Annotated in this window: 14 protein-coding genes; 9 read left to right on the top strand and 5 right to left on the bottom strand. The window is 65.1% G+C overall.

Annotated elements, in window-relative coordinates:
* Positions 1-138: 138 nt before the first annotated feature.
* Positions 139-618, bottom strand: a complete 480-nt coding sequence (locus LTV02_RS00725) for a PH domain-containing protein (RefSeq protein ID WP_233036988.1) — start codon at positions 616-618, stop codon at positions 139-141.
* Positions 619-939: 321 nt separating this feature from the next.
* On the opposite strand from LTV02_RS00725, the gene LTV02_RS00730 reads away from it, so the two are divergent.
* The 3 genes from LTV02_RS00730 (at position 940) to ilvC (ending at position 4,511) form a co-directional block, all read left to right on the top strand.
* Positions 940-2,898, top strand: a complete 1,959-nt coding sequence (locus LTV02_RS00730; protein ID WP_233036991.1) for an acetolactate synthase large subunit — start codon at positions 940-942, stop codon at positions 2,896-2,898.
* Positions 2,895-3,398: an acetolactate synthase small subunit gene (gene ilvN, locus LTV02_RS00735; RefSeq protein WP_067711128.1), complete on the top strand. Its 504-nt coding sequence runs from the start codon at positions 2,895-2,897 to the stop codon at positions 3,396-3,398. Before LTV02_RS00730 ends, ilvN begins: the two co-directional genes overlap by 4 nt.
* A 111-nt stretch (positions 3,399-3,509) precedes the next feature.
* On the top strand, positions 3,510-4,511 hold the full coding sequence (ilvC, locus tag LTV02_RS00740; protein WP_233041914.1) for a ketol-acid reductoisomerase: 1,002 nt from the start codon (positions 3,510-3,512) through the stop codon (positions 4,509-4,511).
* A gap of 70 nt (positions 4,512-4,581) precedes the next feature.
* On the opposite strand, the gene LTV02_RS00745 is transcribed toward ilvC, so the two are convergent.
* The gene (locus LTV02_RS00745; RefSeq protein WP_233036993.1) at positions 4,582-4,872 is read right to left on the bottom strand and encodes a hypothetical protein; all 291 of its coding nucleotides are present in this window, start codon (positions 4,870-4,872) and stop codon (positions 4,582-4,584) included.
* A 64-nt stretch (positions 4,873-4,936) separates the two neighbouring features.
* Positions 4,937-5,584, bottom strand: a complete 648-nt coding sequence (locus tag LTV02_RS00750; RefSeq protein WP_233036995.1) for a hypothetical protein — start codon at positions 5,582-5,584, stop codon at positions 4,937-4,939.
* Between the two features lie 81 nt (positions 5,585-5,665).
* Between LTV02_RS00750 and LTV02_RS00755 the strand changes: the two genes are divergently transcribed.
* On the top strand, positions 5,666-6,412 hold the full coding sequence (locus LTV02_RS00755) for a TetR/AcrR family transcriptional regulator (RefSeq protein WP_233036997.1): 747 nt from the start codon (positions 5,666-5,668) through the stop codon (positions 6,410-6,412).
* Here LTV02_RS00755 and LTV02_RS00760 read toward each other — a convergent pair.
* Positions 6,406-7,176 (bottom strand): SDR family NAD(P)-dependent oxidoreductase, encoded by a 771-nt coding sequence (locus tag LTV02_RS00760; RefSeq protein WP_233036999.1) that lies wholly within the window; start codon positions 7,174-7,176, stop codon positions 6,406-6,408. The two genes, LTV02_RS00755 and LTV02_RS00760, sit on opposite strands and share 7 nt — an antisense overlap.
* Before the next feature lie 124 nt (positions 7,177-7,300).
* Between LTV02_RS00760 and LTV02_RS00765 the strand changes: the two genes are divergently transcribed.
* The 4 genes from LTV02_RS00765 (at position 7,301) to LTV02_RS00780 (ending at position 13,568) form a co-directional block, all read left to right on the top strand.
* Positions 7,301-7,909 (top strand): TetR/AcrR family transcriptional regulator, encoded by a 609-nt coding sequence (locus LTV02_RS00765; RefSeq protein ID WP_233037001.1) that lies wholly within the window; start codon positions 7,301-7,303, stop codon positions 7,907-7,909.
* 132 nt (positions 7,910-8,041) lie between these two features.
* The gene (locus LTV02_RS00770; RefSeq protein WP_233037011.1) at positions 8,042-8,959 is read left to right on the top strand and encodes a lipase family alpha/beta hydrolase; all 918 of its coding nucleotides are present in this window, start codon (positions 8,042-8,044) and stop codon (positions 8,957-8,959) included.
* A gap of 128 nt (positions 8,960-9,087) precedes the next feature.
* Positions 9,088-10,626: an ATP-binding protein gene (locus tag LTV02_RS00775; RefSeq protein ID WP_233037013.1), complete on the top strand. Its 1,539-nt coding sequence runs from the start codon at positions 9,088-9,090 to the stop codon at positions 10,624-10,626.
* A gap of 2 nt (positions 10,627-10,628) precedes the next feature.
* Positions 10,629-13,568: a Z1 domain-containing protein gene (locus tag LTV02_RS00780; protein WP_233037015.1), complete on the top strand. Its 2,940-nt coding sequence runs from the start codon at positions 10,629-10,631 to the stop codon at positions 13,566-13,568.
* 10 nt (positions 13,569-13,578) lie between these two features.
* On the opposite strand, the gene LTV02_RS00785 is transcribed toward LTV02_RS00780, so the two are convergent.
* The gene (locus LTV02_RS00785) at positions 13,579-14,739 is read right to left on the bottom strand and encodes a DNA cytosine methyltransferase (protein ID WP_233037017.1); all 1,161 of its coding nucleotides are present in this window, start codon (positions 14,737-14,739) and stop codon (positions 13,579-13,581) included.
* Positions 14,740-14,923: 184 nt separating this feature from the next.
* On the opposite strand from LTV02_RS00785, the gene LTV02_RS00790 reads away from it, so the two are divergent.
* Positions 14,924-16,123 (top strand): DNA cytosine methyltransferase, encoded by a 1,200-nt coding sequence (locus LTV02_RS00790; protein ID WP_233037019.1) that lies wholly within the window; start codon positions 14,924-14,926, stop codon positions 16,121-16,123.
* Positions 16,124-16,138 lie beyond the last annotated feature (15 nt).

The following is a 16,138-nucleotide window of genomic DNA, read 5'->3' on the forward strand; positions in this document are numbered from 1 at the left end:
ATTCCTCGGGCTCTTTCAGCTGCGCAGTGTCGCAGGGGGGCTGTCTGGCGACTGCGCCGAACTGATTCGGCGGCTACTCCACGTTACTCCCGTGCTCACCCCGCGATTACCGCCGGTAGCAACCTCGCGCACCCCGAACTACGGTGTGTCGCCCTCGGGCTTCGTCTCCGCGGCGGCTTCGTCCTCGTCGTCCGCGTCTTCCGGCTCAGCGAACGGATCCGGGATTCGCCCGCCGGATGCTGCGACCAGATCCGAGAGCCGGTCGTAGCCGACAGCGGGCAAAGTCACATTCGTGTCATCGCTCAGGTGCAGCTGCAGGAATCCACGCTTCGGAATCCGCAGCCCCTTCACCTGTTCCCAGTCGATGTGCCGGGAGGAGAACATCGACCGCACGTCGATGCCTTTCGCGGACACCGTGGTTCGCACCCGCTCGACCCAATAGGCCGCGGCGATCGGCATCACGAAGAGAATCCACAGCACCTTCGGGGCCCCGAAGAACGGGAAGGCCACCGAGAAGAGCAGCAGAAACACCCCCAGGTGCGCCAGCCGGGGGAGGCGGATCACGCGACCCGCGTCCGATTCCGGCGCGGCGGTATGGGACGATCGAGCAGGTGGCACGGACTGATGCTGTGAGGACACACCCATATCCTCGCATCATGGTGAACGGACCCGAACAACCGCACTGTCTCACATAATGGGACCCAATTGGTCAGAAGTTTGACTGAACGACCCACGCGCACATACCGTCGAGCGCGTGAATCGATTCGAGTTGCTCGTAATCGGCCGGCGCGTCCAGCGCTAGAGCCGACGACTGTAGGTCTATTACGTCAGCTCGCAGCTGCGACGCGCCACCCTCGAACAGCCTTGCGCTGTCGGGGGCTTTTTTGTGTTCAGGCAAGTCTCATGGACTGGAACGACAAGCAGTAAGGAACCAAGACGGTGAGCGCACCTACCGCCCGGCCCGGGCCCTCGGCCCGCAGGCCCGCGCCTTCGGCTACTCAGCCGACCGCGGCTCCGGCCGCGACCCCGAATCGTCGCCAGGTCCCGCCCGAGCGGGTAACCGGCGCGCAATCGGTCGTCCGTTCGCTCGAGGAGCTCGGCGTCGACACGGTATTCGGTATTCCGGGCGGTGCGATTCTTCCGGTCTACGACCCGCTTTTCGACTCGGTCAAGGTCCGCCACGTTCTCGTGCGGCACGAGCAGGGCGCGGGTCACGCCGCGACCGGCTACGCCCAGGCAACCGGCAAGGTCGGCGTCTGCATGGCCACCTCCGGCCCGGGCGCGACCAACCTGGTGACCCCGATCGCCGACGCCCAGATGGACTCGGTGCCGCTGGTGGCCATCACCGGTCAGGTCGGCCGTTCGCTGATCGGCACCGACGCCTTCCAGGAAGCCGATATCTCGGGCATCACCATGGCGTGCACCAAGCACAACTTCCTGGTGACCGACCCGATCGACATCCCGCGCATGATCGCCGAGGCCTTCCACCTGGCCTCCACCGGTCGTCCGGGCGCGGTCCTGGTCGACATCCCGAAGGACGTGCTGCAGGCGCAGACCACGTTCTCCTGGCCGCCGGAGATGAAGCTGCCCGGCTACCGTCCGGTCACCAAGCCGCACGGCAAGCAGGTGCGCGAGGCCGCCCGCATGATCATGGACGCCAAGGCGCCCGTGCTCTACGTCGGCGGCGGTGTCATCAAGGCCGATGCCTCGGCCGAACTGCTCGAGCTGGCCGAGCTGACCGGCATCCCGGTGGTCACCACCCTGATGGCGCGCGGTGCGTTCCCCGACACGCACACCCTGAACATGGGTATGCCGGGTATGCACGGCACCGTGGGAGCCGTTGCGGCGCTGCAGAAGTCGGACCTGCTGATCACCCTCGGCGCGCGTTTCGACGACCGCGTCACCGGTCAGCTGGACTCCTTCGCGCCCAATGCCAAGGTCATCCACGCCGATATCGACCCGGCCGAGATCGGTAAGAACCGCCACGCGGACGTGCCGATCGTGGGCGACTGCCGCGAGGTCATCACCGAGCTGATCGAGACCCTCAAGGCCGATCCGGCCGCGCAGGGCAAGGCTCCGCTGCTGGAGCTCACCGAATGGTGGGGCTACCTGTCCGGCGTGCGCGACTCCTACCCGCTGGGCTGGAAGACCCCGTCCGACGGTTCGCTGTCGCCGGAATTCGTCATCGAGAAGCTGGGCCAGCTGGCCGGGCCCGATGCCATCTACTGTGCCGGCGTCGGCCAGCACCAGATGTGGGCCGCGCAGTTCATCAAGTACGAGAAGCCGCGCACCTGGCTGAACTCCGGTGGCCTGGGCACCATGGGCTACTCGGTGCCGGCCGCCATGGGCGCCAAGATGGGCATGCCGGACCGCGAGGTCTGGGCCATCGACGGTGACGGCTGCTTCCAGATGACCAATCAGGAACTGGCCACCTGTGCCGTCGAGGGCGTGCCGATCAAGGTCGCGCTGATCAACAACGGCAACCTGGGCATGGTCCGGCAGTGGCAGACGCTGTTCTACGAGCAGCGCTACTCCAACACCGACCTGGGCACCCACACGCTCCGTATCCCCGACTTCGTGAAGCTCGCGGAAGCCCTGGGCTGCCACGGCATTCGCGTGGAGAAGGAAGAGGACGTGGAGGCCGCGATCCGCGAGGCGCAGGCCATCAACGATCGTCCCGTGGTGATCGACTTCATCGTCGGCAAGGACGCGCAGGTGTGGCCGATGGTCGCCGCCGGCACCTCCAACGACGAGATCATGGCCGCGCGCGGCATCCGCCCGCTGTTCGACGACGACGAGTCGATCGCCGAGCCGGCCATCATCCACGAGGCCATGTCGCACGAGCAGGCCAGTGTGACCGCCCACGAGCGCGCCGCCCAGAAGGGGACCGAGGCATGAGCACCACCCACACCCTCTCCGTGCTGGTGGAGGACAAGCCGGGCGTGCTGGCGCGCGTGGCATCGCTGTTCTCGCGCCGCGGGTTCAATATCGAGTCCCTGGCCGTCGGCGGCACCGAGATCCCCGAGATCTCGCGCATGACCATCGTGGTCACGGTGGAGGATCTGCCGCTCGAGCAGGTCACCAAGCAGCTCAACAAGCTGGTGAACGTCATCAAGATCGTCGAGCAGGACACCGAATCCTCGGTCGCCCGCGAGCTGATCCTGGTGAAGGTGCGCGCCGACGCCAGCGTCCGCACGCAGGTCATCGAGGCCGTGAACCTGTTCCGTGCCAAGGTGATCGACGTGTCGCCCGATGCGCTGACCATCGAGGCCACCGGTACCCGCTCCAAGCTCGACGCCCTGCTGCGCATGATGGAGCCCTACGGCATCCGTGAGATCGTGCAGTCCGGTGTGGTCGCCGTCGGTCGTGGACCGAAGTCGATCACCGCAACTCGCTAGTAACAGGCCGCCGCGGCGGCCCCGGCCCCGTCATCCCGGCATGCTTTCAGCCGGGATCCACCGAAGCTTTAAACACAGAATCCAGAAGGAGAACCCAAAGTGGCAGTCGAGATGTTCTACGACGACGACGCTGACCTGTCGATCATCCAGGGCAAGAAGGTCGCGGTCATCGGCTACGGCAGCCAGGGCCACGCCCACTCGCTGAGCCTGCGCGACTCCGGCGTCGACGTTCGTGTCGGTCTCGCCGAGGGTTCGAAGTCCCGCCCGAAGGCCGAAGAGGCCGGTCTGACCGTCGGCACCCCCGCCGAGGTCGCCGCCTGGGCCGACGTGATCATGGTGCTGGCGCCCGACACCGCGCAGGCGTCGATCTTCACCAATGACATCGAGCCCAACCTGAAGGACGGCGACGCGCTGTTCTTCGGCCACGGCCTCAACATCCACTTCGGCCTGATCAAGGCTCCGGCCAACGTCACCGTCGCCATGGTCGCCCCGAAGGGCCCCGGCCACCTGGTGCGTCGTCAGTTCGTCGACGGCAAGGGCGTTCCGGCTCTGATCGCCGTGGACCAGGACCCGACCGGCAACGGCCAGGCCCTCGCGCTGTCCTACGCCAAGGGCATCGGCGGCACCCGCGCCGGCGTCATCAAGACCACCTTCAAGGAAGAGACCGAGACCGACCTCTTCGGTGAGCAGGCCGTGCTCTGCGGCGGCACCGAGGAACTGGTCAAGACCGGTTTCGAGGTCATGGTCGAGGCCGGCTACGCCCCCGAGATGGCCTACTTCGAGGTGCTGCACGAGCTCAAGCTGATCGTCGACCTGATGTACGAGGGCGGCATCGCCCGCATGAACTACTCGGTCTCCGACACCGCCGAGTTCGGTGGCTACCTGTCGGGCCCGCGCGTCATCGACGCCGGCACCAAGGAGCGCATGAAGGCGATCCTGGCTGATATCCAGGACGGCACCTTCGTCAAGCGCCTCGTCGCCAACGTCGAGGGCGGCAACAAGGAGCTCGAGGGTCTGCGCAAGGCCAACGCCGAGCACCCCATCGAGGTCACCGGCGCCAAGCTGCGCGGCCTGATGAGCTGGGTCGATCGCCCGATCACCGAAACCGCCTAACGTTTCGATGCGAAAAGGCCCGGCATCCCTCGGATGCCGGGCCTTTTCACGTGCCGGGGAGCGGTGGGTTTCACGAGCTGCCGAATGCGCCCCGGGGCACCGCGTTTCGCCACCCGTCGCGGTCTCGATCGCGATCATTGTTGTGCCGCCGATTGTCCCAGCGGTTCCAGCGGTCGAACGAGTAGTCGTCGTCCCATACGCCGTGATGCCCCGGCCGGGCGATGTCGGCGGCGCCCGGTTCGGTCAGCGGCACCTCCGCCGATGCCGGAACGCTCACCGCCGCAAGCGGAATCGCGACCAGCAGGCCCGCGACGGCCGCCTTGCCGAAGAGCTTTCGAGGAGTCGATTTCGCAGCTTTCATACCGGCGACTCTGCCCGATCCTCGGCGTGAAAGACCATGGTGCTGCCACGAATACGGTGAAAGATCAGGGTGCGGTAGTCCTCCGGGATGAGGTGCGCGCCAGGGTGATCCCGATGGCCAGCAGGGCCAGATACGCGAGCCCGCCGACGGTGGCGGTGGTGCCCCAGCCATTGGCGGCGTAGAAGTTCGCGGGGGTGTTCCCGAAGAACAGCGACGGCACGAACAGCAGGTTGATCACGGCGAGCGCGTAGGTCATCCGGGCCGTCCACGCGGGGAGCAGCCGGGTCCGGAGCACGGCGAATCCGATGCAGGCCCAGAAGAGCGCTTCCAGTATCCGGGAGATGCTGCCGTACAGGATGTAGGTGCCGCTGACGGCGATGGTCGGATCGATGTCCACGTCCGACTGGATGGCTGCCCCGGTTTCCAGTCCGACGCCCACGAAAGCCATTGCCATCCAGAGTGTTCCGGCGGTCGTGACCAGTGCGCCGATGAAGTCGAGCTCGGGGTCGGCTCGCTTCACCAAATGCCCGAACCCGGTGATGAAGACGACCGTCATCGTCATGCCGGCCAGTGCGAACAGCGTGCGGGTCAGGATGTTCCAGTCGGGTGGCGGGCCGTCGTAGACGAAGTACAGGGGGAGTACGACGAAGGTGCAGGCGGCGCCGATGACGGCGGCTGTTCCGGTTACCCGGCGAAGCGTTGGCGTGTCCATGACGGCAATAGTATAAGACTTATACTATAAGGGGTATGTTAAAGTTTCCGGTCAGGTATTCCCGCTGATCGGAGGTGGTTTGTGGCGGACCGGAAACGGCCCGACGACCTGGCGCGGCTGTGGCGGGTGAATACCGGCTCGGGGCTGGGCCGCCGCGCGGAACTGGACGTGGACCGGGTGGTCGCCACGGCGGTCGAATTGGCCGACGGCGCGGGACTTTCGGGTGCGACGCTACCCAAAATCGCTGCGGCGCTGAGTGTTACGCCGATGTCGCTCTACCGGCACATCGGCTCGAAGGACGAGCTGGTGGGTCTGATGGCCGATGCCGCGTTCGGCCCCGCGCCCGAACTCGCGTCCGGCCCGTGGCGTCCGGCCCTGACCGGCTGGGCGCTGGCGCAGCGCGAGGTCTTCGACCGGCACCCGTGGCTGGCTCAGCTGCCGGTCAGCGGCCCGCCCCGCGGTCCCCACGCCATCGCCTGGATGGACGCGGGCCTGCGCACCCTGCGCGCGACGGACCTGGACTGGCCCGCCAAGATCGGCGTCATCACCGTCGTCGGCGGCTATGTCCGCCAGGCGTACGTCATGCACCGGCAGCTGACCGAGAGCTGGAACGCCGCCGCCGTCACCGAAACCCAGGCCCTGCGCGACTACACCGCCGACCTGACCGGCCTGGTCGATCCGGTTCGATTCCCCGACGTCGCAGCGCTATTGGCCTCGAACGTATTCGATGCTGTTCCACCCCAACCGGATTCGGCCGAAGGCGATTTCACCTACGGCCTGAGCCTGGTCCTCGACGGCGTCGCGGCCGAGGTAGCACGCACTCAGTAGTGGGTGCCGCCGTCGATGCGGATCTCGGTGCCGGTGATGAACGCGCCGTCATCGGAGGCGAGCATGGCGACCACGCCGGCCACGGTGTCGGGGGAGGCGAAGCCCTGTCCGATGCCCGGTGCGAGCTTCATGAACAGCGACAGATCGGCGTCGGCCGGCAGACCCGGGCCGCGGCCGTCGGTCATATCGCTGGAGATGGACCCCGGCGCGACCGCGACCACCCGCAGCCCCTGCTTGGAGTACTCGGCCGCCAGCGCGTGCGTCATGGACATGATGCCGCCCTTGGACGCCGCGTACGCCGACATATACGGGTGCGCGAAGAACGCCGAGGTGGAAGTGAAGTTGACGATCACGCCCTGGTCGGAGGCCAGCAGCGCCGGCAGCGCCTCGCGGATCATCAGGAAGGTGCCGGTCAGGTTCACCGTGATGATCCGGTTGAAGTCTTCCAGGGGCATCTCGTGGGTGTGCGCCGAGCGCAGGATGCCCGCCGCGTTGATCAGCGCATCCAGTCCGCCCAGGGTCTGAACCGCCTGCGCCACACCGGCTTTCACCGATTCCTCGTCGCCGATGTTCACCACCACGGTGCTCAGCCGATCGGCATTGCCCTGCTCGGCGGCCTGCTTGGCGGTCTCGGCCAGCCCCGCCTCGTTGATATCCGCCGCGACGACCTGCCCGCCCTCGCCGAGAATGCGATGCACGGTGGCCCGTCCGATACCCGAACCCGCACCGGTGATGAGTACCCGGCGATCGGTGAAACGCTCCATTGCGACCTCTCCTAACTGGTTCTTCAGCCTCTACCTGACACGCTACGCCTACATGGCACAACGTGCCACAGTGGCATCCCATCGACTAGGATCGTCTTCGAACCCGCAGCTCACAGGAGGCGAAGTGCCCGCAACCCACACCCCGCGCCTCACCCTGGCCGAGCGCCGCAAAGCCGAAACCCGCCTGGACATCGCCCGCACCGCGGCCCGCCTCTTCGCCGAACACGGCACCGCGGCCGTCACCGCCGAACAGATAGCCGCCGAATCCGGCATCGGCCTGCGCACCTTCTACCGCTACGCCCGCACCAAGGAAGACGCCGTCGAACCGATGCTCGCCGCCGGCGCCCAACGCTGGCTGTCCGCGATCGCCGCGGGTCCCCGCCGTCTCCCCACCCCCGCCGAACTGGAATCCGCCGCCGTCGCCTCCATGACCACCGACGGCGCCGACGACGACCTCGAAATCACCCGCGGCCTGCTCCGCGCCATGGACGACGATCCAGCCCTGCGCGACGTCTGGCACCGCATCAACATGAACGGCGAACGCGAATTACGCACCGTCCTAGCCGATTTGGCCGGCCCCGACGGCGACCCGATCCGCGTGCGCCTGCTCGCGGCCGCCGCCGCCGGCGCCATCCGAATCGCCCTGGAACAGTGGGCCGCCACCGATCCCCCCGCCGATCTCCCCGCCGCCCTCGTCTCCCGCTGCCTCCGCGCCCTCGCCGCCGGAATCTGATCGGCGTTTTGCCACGCCCCCCACCACTTCCCGGCGCTAAGGTGTCGAACGGTCGCCCGGCGACTTCGTAGCTACCCCGTTCCACACCCGCACCCGGAGGTTGTGTTGCGCCGTATCTGGAGTCGCCTCGGCATGTCCCTGGCGGCAGTGTCCGCCCTGCTCGTCACCGCCGGCACCGCCGCCGCGGAGCCAACCCAGCTCCCCGTCAATTACTCGGTCCTGCAATGGTTCTCGGACACCAACAACGCCAAGCCGCCTTACAACCCACCCGGCGGCAACGACTGGTCCTGCGCCCCCTCCGAAGCCCACCCCCGCCCCGTGGTCCTGGTCCACGGCATCACCGGCAACGGCGCGGGCTGGCCCGCCATGTCCCCCCTCCTGCACAACTACGGCTACTGCGTCTTCTCCGTCACCTACGGCATCTACCCCGGCCAGGGCGGCCCCATCGCCGGCATGGGCGGCCTGGAGCCGGTCCCGCAGTCCAGCACCGAATTACGCGATTTCGTAGACCGCGTCCTGTCCGCCACCGGCGCCGAAAAGGTAGATCTCCTGACTTGGTCCGAAGGCACCCTGGTAGCCGCCCACTACCTCCTCTTCGACGGCGGCAACAAGGTGGTAGACCAATCCTTCAACCTCGTCCCCATCTGGGCCGGCACCCACGCCGCCGACCCCCTCGTCAACGCCGCCTACGGCCTAGGCGTCCAAGACTCCGTCTTCACCGCCCTCCGCCCCATCTGCCAAGGCTGCGTAGACATGCTCCCCATCTCCCCCTTCATCCAAAACCTCCAAGCCGCAGGCGTTTACGCCCCCGAAGTCCACTACACCAACCTCGCCACCCGAGCCGACACCGAAGTAGTCCCCTACACCAGCGGCCTCCGCGAAGCCCCCAACGCCACCAACATCGTCCTCCAGGACGTCTGCCCCGTGAACTTCGCCGGCCACAACAGCGTCTCGGTAGACCCCACCGTCGCCGCGTTGATGCTCAACACCTTTACCCCCGGCAGCGTTGCCGAAATCCCCTGCGCTCCCAGTCCGACGCCGTACATCTGAGCTACCGAGCAGTAGCTTCGAGCGCATTTCGTGGGCCCCGTAACACCTTTCGCGCTCGGACATATGCTTCACAAGTGTCCCAACGAGTGCGGGATACCCGTTAGCAAATGCGTAGCATCGGGGTGGTTATGGCGGAAGAGTGGAAGTTCGACGTCCCTACGGTCGGGAGCAAGCATCTGCCGCCTGACCCCCGGTACATGGAGGCGCTGACCAGTCAGGGCTACGGCTTCGAGGCGGCGGTCGCCGACCTCGTGGACAACTCCATCGACGCCGGTGCCAAGGATGTCGTCATTCACTTTCTCCGCGACGACGACCGACTGGTCAGCCTCCTCATCATCGACGACGGCGCCGGCATGACCGACGACGAACTCGATGTGGCCATGACCGTCGGTGGACGCCGGAACTACCGCCACGGCGCCCTCGGTATGTTCGGCACCGGCTTGAAGTCGGCCTCGCTGAGTCACGCGAAATCGGTGACGGTAACCAGTCGCACCCGTACCAGCCGCCCGGCGGGCCGCCGCTGGGATATGGACCGTGCCAAGCACGGTTTCCAATGCGACATCGTCGATCCCGGCTACGCGCAAACCCTCATCGACCGGTATGCCGACAATCCGATCAAATGGAACGGCACCGTGATTCGCTGGGATGGAGTGAAGGACTTCCCCCGCAACGGTGGCGTCGAACAGACCGAGCGTTATCTCTCGCGCACGATCAGCAAACTCGGCATGCACCTCGGCCTGCAACTGCATCGCTTTCTGGCGCGCGGCGACTTCAACATCACCATCGCCGTCGAGGACATCGCCACCGGTATGATCGTCACGAATTTCGGTGTGCTGCCGGTAGATCCGTTCGCCTACCCGATAACAGGCAATCCCGAGTACCCGCGCACCTTCAAAGCCGACCTCCCGTCGGTCGGCGTGGTCCCCATGCAAGCGCATATCTGGCCGGCCCGCTCATCGGTCGCCCAATTCCGCGGGATCGGCTCGCTCCTCGACACCCAGGGCTTCTACCTCTACCGCAACGATCGTCTGGTCCAAGCCGGGGGCTGGAACAACTTTCGCCAACCTGAACAGCACCTCTCGCTGGCGCGGGTAGCGGTCGAACTTCCTCCCGATGCCGGTGATGTATTTCGCCTCACCGTCAAGAAGGACGGAGTGGAGGTGTCCCCGGAATTCATTGCCGCACTGGAGCACACCGCCGACGACAGCGGTGCGACCTTCACGCAATTCCTCGCCACGGCCGATACCACCTACCGCGAATCCCGCAAACGCGCGGGTGTGGAACGTCGTCCGGTAATTCCGCCAGGGAAGGGCTTGGATCCCGATGTGCGAGAGGTCATCTCCGAGGAACTGCCCGCGCTGATCGGCGAAGACCCCATCGCCATCAAGTGGCAGGCCCTGGAAGGTGACATCTTCTTCGACCTCGATCGCGAAGAGCGCCAGATCCTTCTCAACAACAAGTACCGCCCGGCCATTCTGGGCGGTCGCCGTGGCGGCCTCAACGACGCCCCGATGATCAAGTCGCTGCTCTACCTCACGGTCCACGAACTGTTCCAACGCGAACGCATCGGTGCCCGAGACAAGGACAACCTCCAACTCTGGCAATCGGTCCTGATGGCCGCCGCCCGCGCCGAAATGGATCGCCTCGGCGATCGGGATGGGGAATAACCATGCAGCCCTTGCATTCCACCGATGCCGCACCGCGCATCGAACTACACCACGCCGTCCTGTCCGACCTGGCCGGCAGCAAGCCCAAACGGCTGGTTCGGTCCATGCGGTACCAGGCCGAGGACATCGCGGGCGCGGAGCCGTACGCCTCGGAGGCGGACTTCCAGCAGGCACTGCGTGCCGCAGAACCGGGCGATCAGCTGATCGAGATGTGGCGAAAGCAGTTGACGCAGTGGGATTTCATGGAGCGTCCCGAATGGTCGACCACTGATGCTCGTACCGAGCAACGCCGCATCGCCATCTACGAAGCGCTCGAGGTCACCGAGGAAACGGCGAAGCTCCTCGGCAATGCCTGCCCGGTCGCACTCGCTGACGCACCCGTGGTGATCAGCAAGGACTTCACGCCCTGGCGAAAGAAGGAATCCCGCCACGGCCGGGAATGGTATTGGCCGCATTACAGTCGGCTGTTGAGCGAAAAGGGATGGCCCGAAGAGGCGGTGGCCGCGCTGGACATCGCGTCGGAGTGCGTCGTGGAACGGCTTGCCGACCCGACCCGCCCGGACGCCTACCAATCCAAGGGCTTGGTGGTCGGTTACGTCCAATCCGGTAAGACAGCCAATTTCACCGGTGTGATCGCCAAGGGCATCGACGCCGGCTACCGACTCGTCATCGTCCTCGGCGGCACGCTCAATCTGCTCCGCGATCAAACCCAACGCCGCCTCGACAAAGAGCTGGTCGGTCGCGAGAACATCATGCGCGGCGCGAGCGAGTTCGATACGGACTACTACGACGACCCCGAATGGCTGCAACGCAAGTTCGTCGAATTCGGTGATACGCCTTCGGCTCTCGGCGGTTTCGACATCGTCCGCCTGACCACCCGGCACGACGACTACAAGGCGCTGCTCCAGGGCATAGTCGCGTTGGAGTTCGAGAAGCAGGAGCCGGCGGTCCCGCTCTACGATGCCCGCAACCTGCACCGCTCGGCCGCCCGCCTCATGGTCGTCAAGAAGAACAAATCTGTGCTCGCCAAACTGGTGAAGGATCTCAAGAAGATCCGCACCCCACTCGCCGAGATCCCGGTCCTGATCATCGACGACGAATCGGACGAGGCGTCGGTGAACACCTCGCGCCCGAAGCCCGACAGCGAACGCACCGCGATCAACCAGAAGATCTCCGAACTGCTGACGTTGCTGCCTCGCGCCCAATACGTCGGCTACACCGCCACCCCGTACGCGAACGTCTTCATCGACCCCAGCGACACGGCCGACATCTTCCCCAAGGATTTCATCATCTCCCTCCCGCGCCCCACCGGATACATGGGCGCGAGCGACTTCCACGACTTCGAACTCGACGAGTGGAGCGGCGACCGCACCTTCGCGAATTCGAACGAACTGGCACATGTCCGCGACGTCAAGGTCGCGGACGAGGACGACACCGGCCCACTCGAGCAGGCCATCGACACCTTCGTCCTCACCGCCGCCATGAAACTCTTCCGCCAGGACCGAGACGGCCTGGGCGAAGGCTACTTCCGCCACCACACCATGCTCATCCACGAGTCGAACTGGCTCGAGGTACACCGCGAACTACTCGGCCACGTCACCAAATTGTGGTGGGGCGCAGGCTATTCCAGCTCCCGCGGCCACGAACGCCTACGCGCCCTGTTCGAATCCGACATCGCCCCGGTCTCCCGAGCCCGCTCCGCGGATTTCTCGGTCCCACGGTCCTACGACGAACTGATGCCCTACGTCGGCCCCGCCGTAATGAACATCGGCGCAGATCAACGCCCGATCATCGTCGTCAACGGCGACCAGGACATAGAAACCGGCGAAGCCGACTTCGACCGCCGCCCCATCTGGAAGATCCTCATCGGCGGCCAAAAACTCTCCCGCGGCTTCACCGTCGAAGGCCTGACCGTCTCCTACTTCCGCCGCCGCTCCACAAACGCCTCCGCTTTGATGCAGATGGGCCGCTGGTTCGGTTTCCGCAACGGCTACCGAGACCTGGTGCGCCTCTACATCGGTCGTGAGGAAGAGCACGGCAAACAAGACATCGACCTGTACAAGGCATTCGAAGCCGTCTGCATGGACGAGGAGACCTTCCGCCGCGAACTGGAGCAGTACGCCGTCCTGGTCGACGGCGTCCCCCAGGTGACCCCGGCGCAGGTGCCGCCCTTGGTTTCCCAACACCTCCCACTGCTGAAACCGACCAGCCCCAACAAGATGTACAACGCCAAACTGGTCGAGATCCAATCGGCCGGACAATGGGAAGAGCCCACGGCGTACCCCTCGGCCGCCGCAGACCTCCGCTACAACTCGAAACTCTGGCTCCCGATCCTCGAGTCCATGCCTCCCGAAACCGTCCAGCTCTCATACGCATTCGGCGGCAAACTCGGCACCCACTCCTACCCAGCCCGTGTCGGCACCCTCACCGCCGCGGCAGCCCTAGACCTCTTCGAATCACTCCGCTGGCGCGCGAGTAGCCAATTCGAGCCCCACCTCGCCTATCTCCGCGAGATCACCCGATCCGGCATGGTCGACGACTGGATCGTGCTGGCGCCACAACACAAGGCGGGCAAACGAACCCACCTGGGCACCTCCGCCGATCAGTACTCCTGGTTCGAGCGAGACCGCCGCCGCGACCCGCTGTTCGGCGCGATCAGCGACCCCAAACACCGTGGCGTCGCCTACCGCATCGCGGGCGCCCTGACCGACTCGGGAGACCCTTACACCGAGCGATTGGTCGCCGACCGCCGAGGCGTCACCGTCGTTTACCCGATGGTCGAACGCGTCAATCGTGTGGAAGCCAGCTCCGGCACCCTAGACCCCAGCCACGTCGTGATGGGCTTCGGTTTCGTAGCACCGGCATCAGCGCGGACGAACGACAGGCTGGTGCGGTTCAGCACCATCGACTCCTCTGAAGAAGCGATCGTCGAGATCCACTGAACTGGATTGCTCAACGCCCGGATCGTGCCCGCTTGGCGTTGTGCTGTTCCAACACTTCGATGATCGAGTTGCCGACGGCCTCGGCTACCGGCGGCGGGAACGCGTTTCCCACCTGCCGGTACTGGGCAGTTTTCTGGCCCGCGAATGCCCATTCCTGTGGGAAGCCTTGGATGATCGCGGCCTGCTGCACAGTCAGCATCGGGCCGTCCGGCCGGAAGAGATCGCGTTCTTCGGTTCCCTTTGCGGCACAGGTCTCGATGTCATTGGCGACCCCCATGGGGTCGACACCGAGTTGTCGCCACGCTGCCTTCGCCCGGCTGGGCCCGAGATCTGCACCACCATGCTTCTTCGATCCACCAACCAGTGTTGGTGCGACACTGCCGTTCGCGCCGGCCTTGGATAGCCATCGTTCGAATGCCTCGCGGGCACGCTCCCCATTGACCCCGTCGTAATAGCGTGCGTAGCGCTCATGCATCGACGATTTCAACGCTTCGGCGACACTGGCAGACGCCTGGCGGGTTGGCTTCGGCCAGTTGTACGTTATGCCCTCGATTACGTCATTGCGGAAAGCGACCAAGATGGCACGTGGCCGAAGCTGGGGTACCCCGAAGCCACTTGCTTCGAGCACCGCCCATTTGCCGATCGTGTAGCCGAGGCCCGGTTCATCGACCAGCCGCCCATCGTCTGCGATGTAGGTGCCGCCCTCGAGCCTCGCTGCAATCCACGTGCGGTAGGCGGAGAACTTCGGATCCATGATTCCGCGAACATTCTCGATCATCACAGCCCGTGGACGGAGGATTCCGACCAGCTCCAACATGCGTGGGAACAGATCACGCTCGTCGTCCTTGCCGAGTTGCTTTCCAGCATGCGAGAACGGGGGACAGGGCACACCGCCGGCTAGCAGGTCCAAGTCCTGTAGTCGAAGTAGTTCTGCGCCCTTGCGTAGGTCGGTACGCGGGTCGAAATGGTTGACATCGGTCGGCAGGATGTCGCAGTGCGTCCGTTCCCAGTCCCATACCGTGTCTTCCTCGATATTCAACTTGAGGGTGCCGACCGCGTGCGGATCGATCTCCACCAATGCCAGATGGCGGAAGCCGGCTTGGTGCAGGCCCACCGCCTGCCCGCCCGCTCCGGCACATATCTCGATCGAGGTGAAGATGGTGTCGGTCACAGAAGCCCTCCCAGCATGTGAACGGTTCGCACAGCTCTGTAAAGGGGACAGTACTCAGACACACCGACAAGTTACCGACACGCGAATCACATTCCACCGGTCCACGACTCGCCGAGATGCCAGGTTCGTGCGAGGTGACCGTTGGCCATCGGTGAGCGAAACACGCCGTCTAGGATCTGATCTCATGGGCCTCGAACCGACGGACAACGAACTGATCTACGACGCCGATGATCCGTCGGTGGTCGAGATGATCGACTTGTTCGCAGGTCCGGGAGGCCTGGATGTCGCTGCCCGATGGCTCGGAGTCAAGGCGGTGGGGATCGAGAAGGACGGCGATGCCTGCCAGACGCGTGTGGCCGCTCGGATCGGAACTCGGCAAGCCGATGTTCGAAATCTGAAGCTGTTGGACGACTTTCCAGAGGCCAAAATCCTCACTGGAGGGCCCCCTTGCCAGACCTATTCGGTCGCCGGATCAGGTGCAGGGCGCAAGGCATTGAACCAGGTGTTTGCCTTTCTGAAGCGTATGGCGACCGGTGAGAATATCGACGACGAGTTGCAATCCCTCGACGATGAGCGAACCGGACTTGTTCTGCAGCCTTTTCGCTGGACCCTCGCCGCGATCGAGAAGGGCCGTCCGTTCGAGACGATCGTTCTCGAACAGGTTCCTACCGTGAAGCCGGTGTGGGACGCCCTTGCCGTGGAGTTGAGGAAGCTCGACTACGACGTAAGGGTCGACCTTGTGCATACGGAGGAATTCGGTGTGCCGCAGACCCGACGTCGGGCAATTCTCATTGCGTCCAGGAGATTGACTGTGCAATTTCCCGAGCCGACGCATCATCGCTACAACAAACGAGTGCCTCGTGGAGAAGGCGATGCGAAGCGCTTACCGTGGACGACAACCGGCGAGGCGTTGCACGAGACTCGGAAATACAGTTTCGATGTCGTATCGAACTATGGCACCGGGGGAAATCCGAAACTGCGCGGGCGGCGCCGGTCCGATGAGCCATCAGCAACCGTGACCGGCAAGGTGCGTCGCAACCGGATCGTGTCGGGGGGGATTGATTGTGATCGGCTCGAACCGTCGGAAGCCGGCCGCCTGCAAACCTTCCCGAAGGATTACCCTTGGTGCGGCCTCGACCAGTATCAGCAGATCGGCAACGCTATTCCGCCTCGAGTAGGCGCGCACATTCTTGCCGCGGCGATATTCGGCCAGCGACCCACCGCGGCATCACTGGATGCCGCGGTGGAGTCCAATTGGGAAACGAGCAGTGAGCAGCGGCGATGCTTGGACCTCGAGCCGTTCCGGAGGCCAGACGTCGTCGATGGTCTGCTGGACCCGCGAGGTAGGCCGTATCTCGTTGACCTGGATACGATTTCCGTCTAGTCCATATAGGCGCGA

The sequence above is a fragment of the Nocardia yamanashiensis genome (assembly GCF_021183565.1).
In the GTDB taxonomy this organism is placed as follows: domain Bacteria; phylum Actinomycetota; class Actinomycetes; order Mycobacteriales; family Mycobacteriaceae; genus Nocardia; species Nocardia yamanashiensis.

What these genes read in the sequence shown, in the direction of transcription:
- LTV02_RS00775 (WP_233037013.1), top strand. Translation starts at nt 9,088, where the DNA reads ATGGCGGAAGAGTGGAAGTTCGACGTCCCTACGGTCGGGAGCAAGCAT.
- ilvC (WP_233041914.1), top strand. Translation starts at nt 3,510, where the DNA reads ATGTTCTACGACGACGACGCTGACCTGTCGATCATCCAGGGCAAGAAG.
- LTV02_RS00780 (WP_233037015.1), top strand. Translation starts at nt 10,629, where the DNA reads ATGCAGCCCTTGCATTCCACCGATGCCGCACCGCGCATCGAACTACAC.
- LTV02_RS00750 (WP_233036995.1), bottom strand. Translation starts at nt 5,584, where the DNA reads ATGGACACGCCAACGCTTCGCCGGGTAACCGGAACAGCCGCCGTCATC.
- LTV02_RS00760 (WP_233036999.1), bottom strand. Translation starts at nt 7,176, where the DNA reads ATGGAGCGTTTCACCGATCGCCGGGTACTCATCACCGGTGCGGGTTCG.
- ilvN (WP_067711128.1), top strand. Translation starts at nt 2,895, where the DNA reads ATGAGCACCACCCACACCCTCTCCGTGCTGGTGGAGGACAAGCCGGGC.
- LTV02_RS00790 (WP_233037019.1), top strand. Translation starts at nt 14,924, where the DNA reads ATGGGCCTCGAACCGACGGACAACGAACTGATCTACGACGCCGATGAT.
- LTV02_RS00770 (WP_233037011.1), top strand. Translation starts at nt 8,042, where the DNA reads ATGTCCCTGGCGGCAGTGTCCGCCCTGCTCGTCACCGCCGGCACCGCC.
- LTV02_RS00745 (WP_233036993.1), bottom strand. Translation starts at nt 4,872, where the DNA reads ATGAAAGCTGCGAAATCGACTCCTCGAAAGCTCTTCGGCAAGGCGGCC.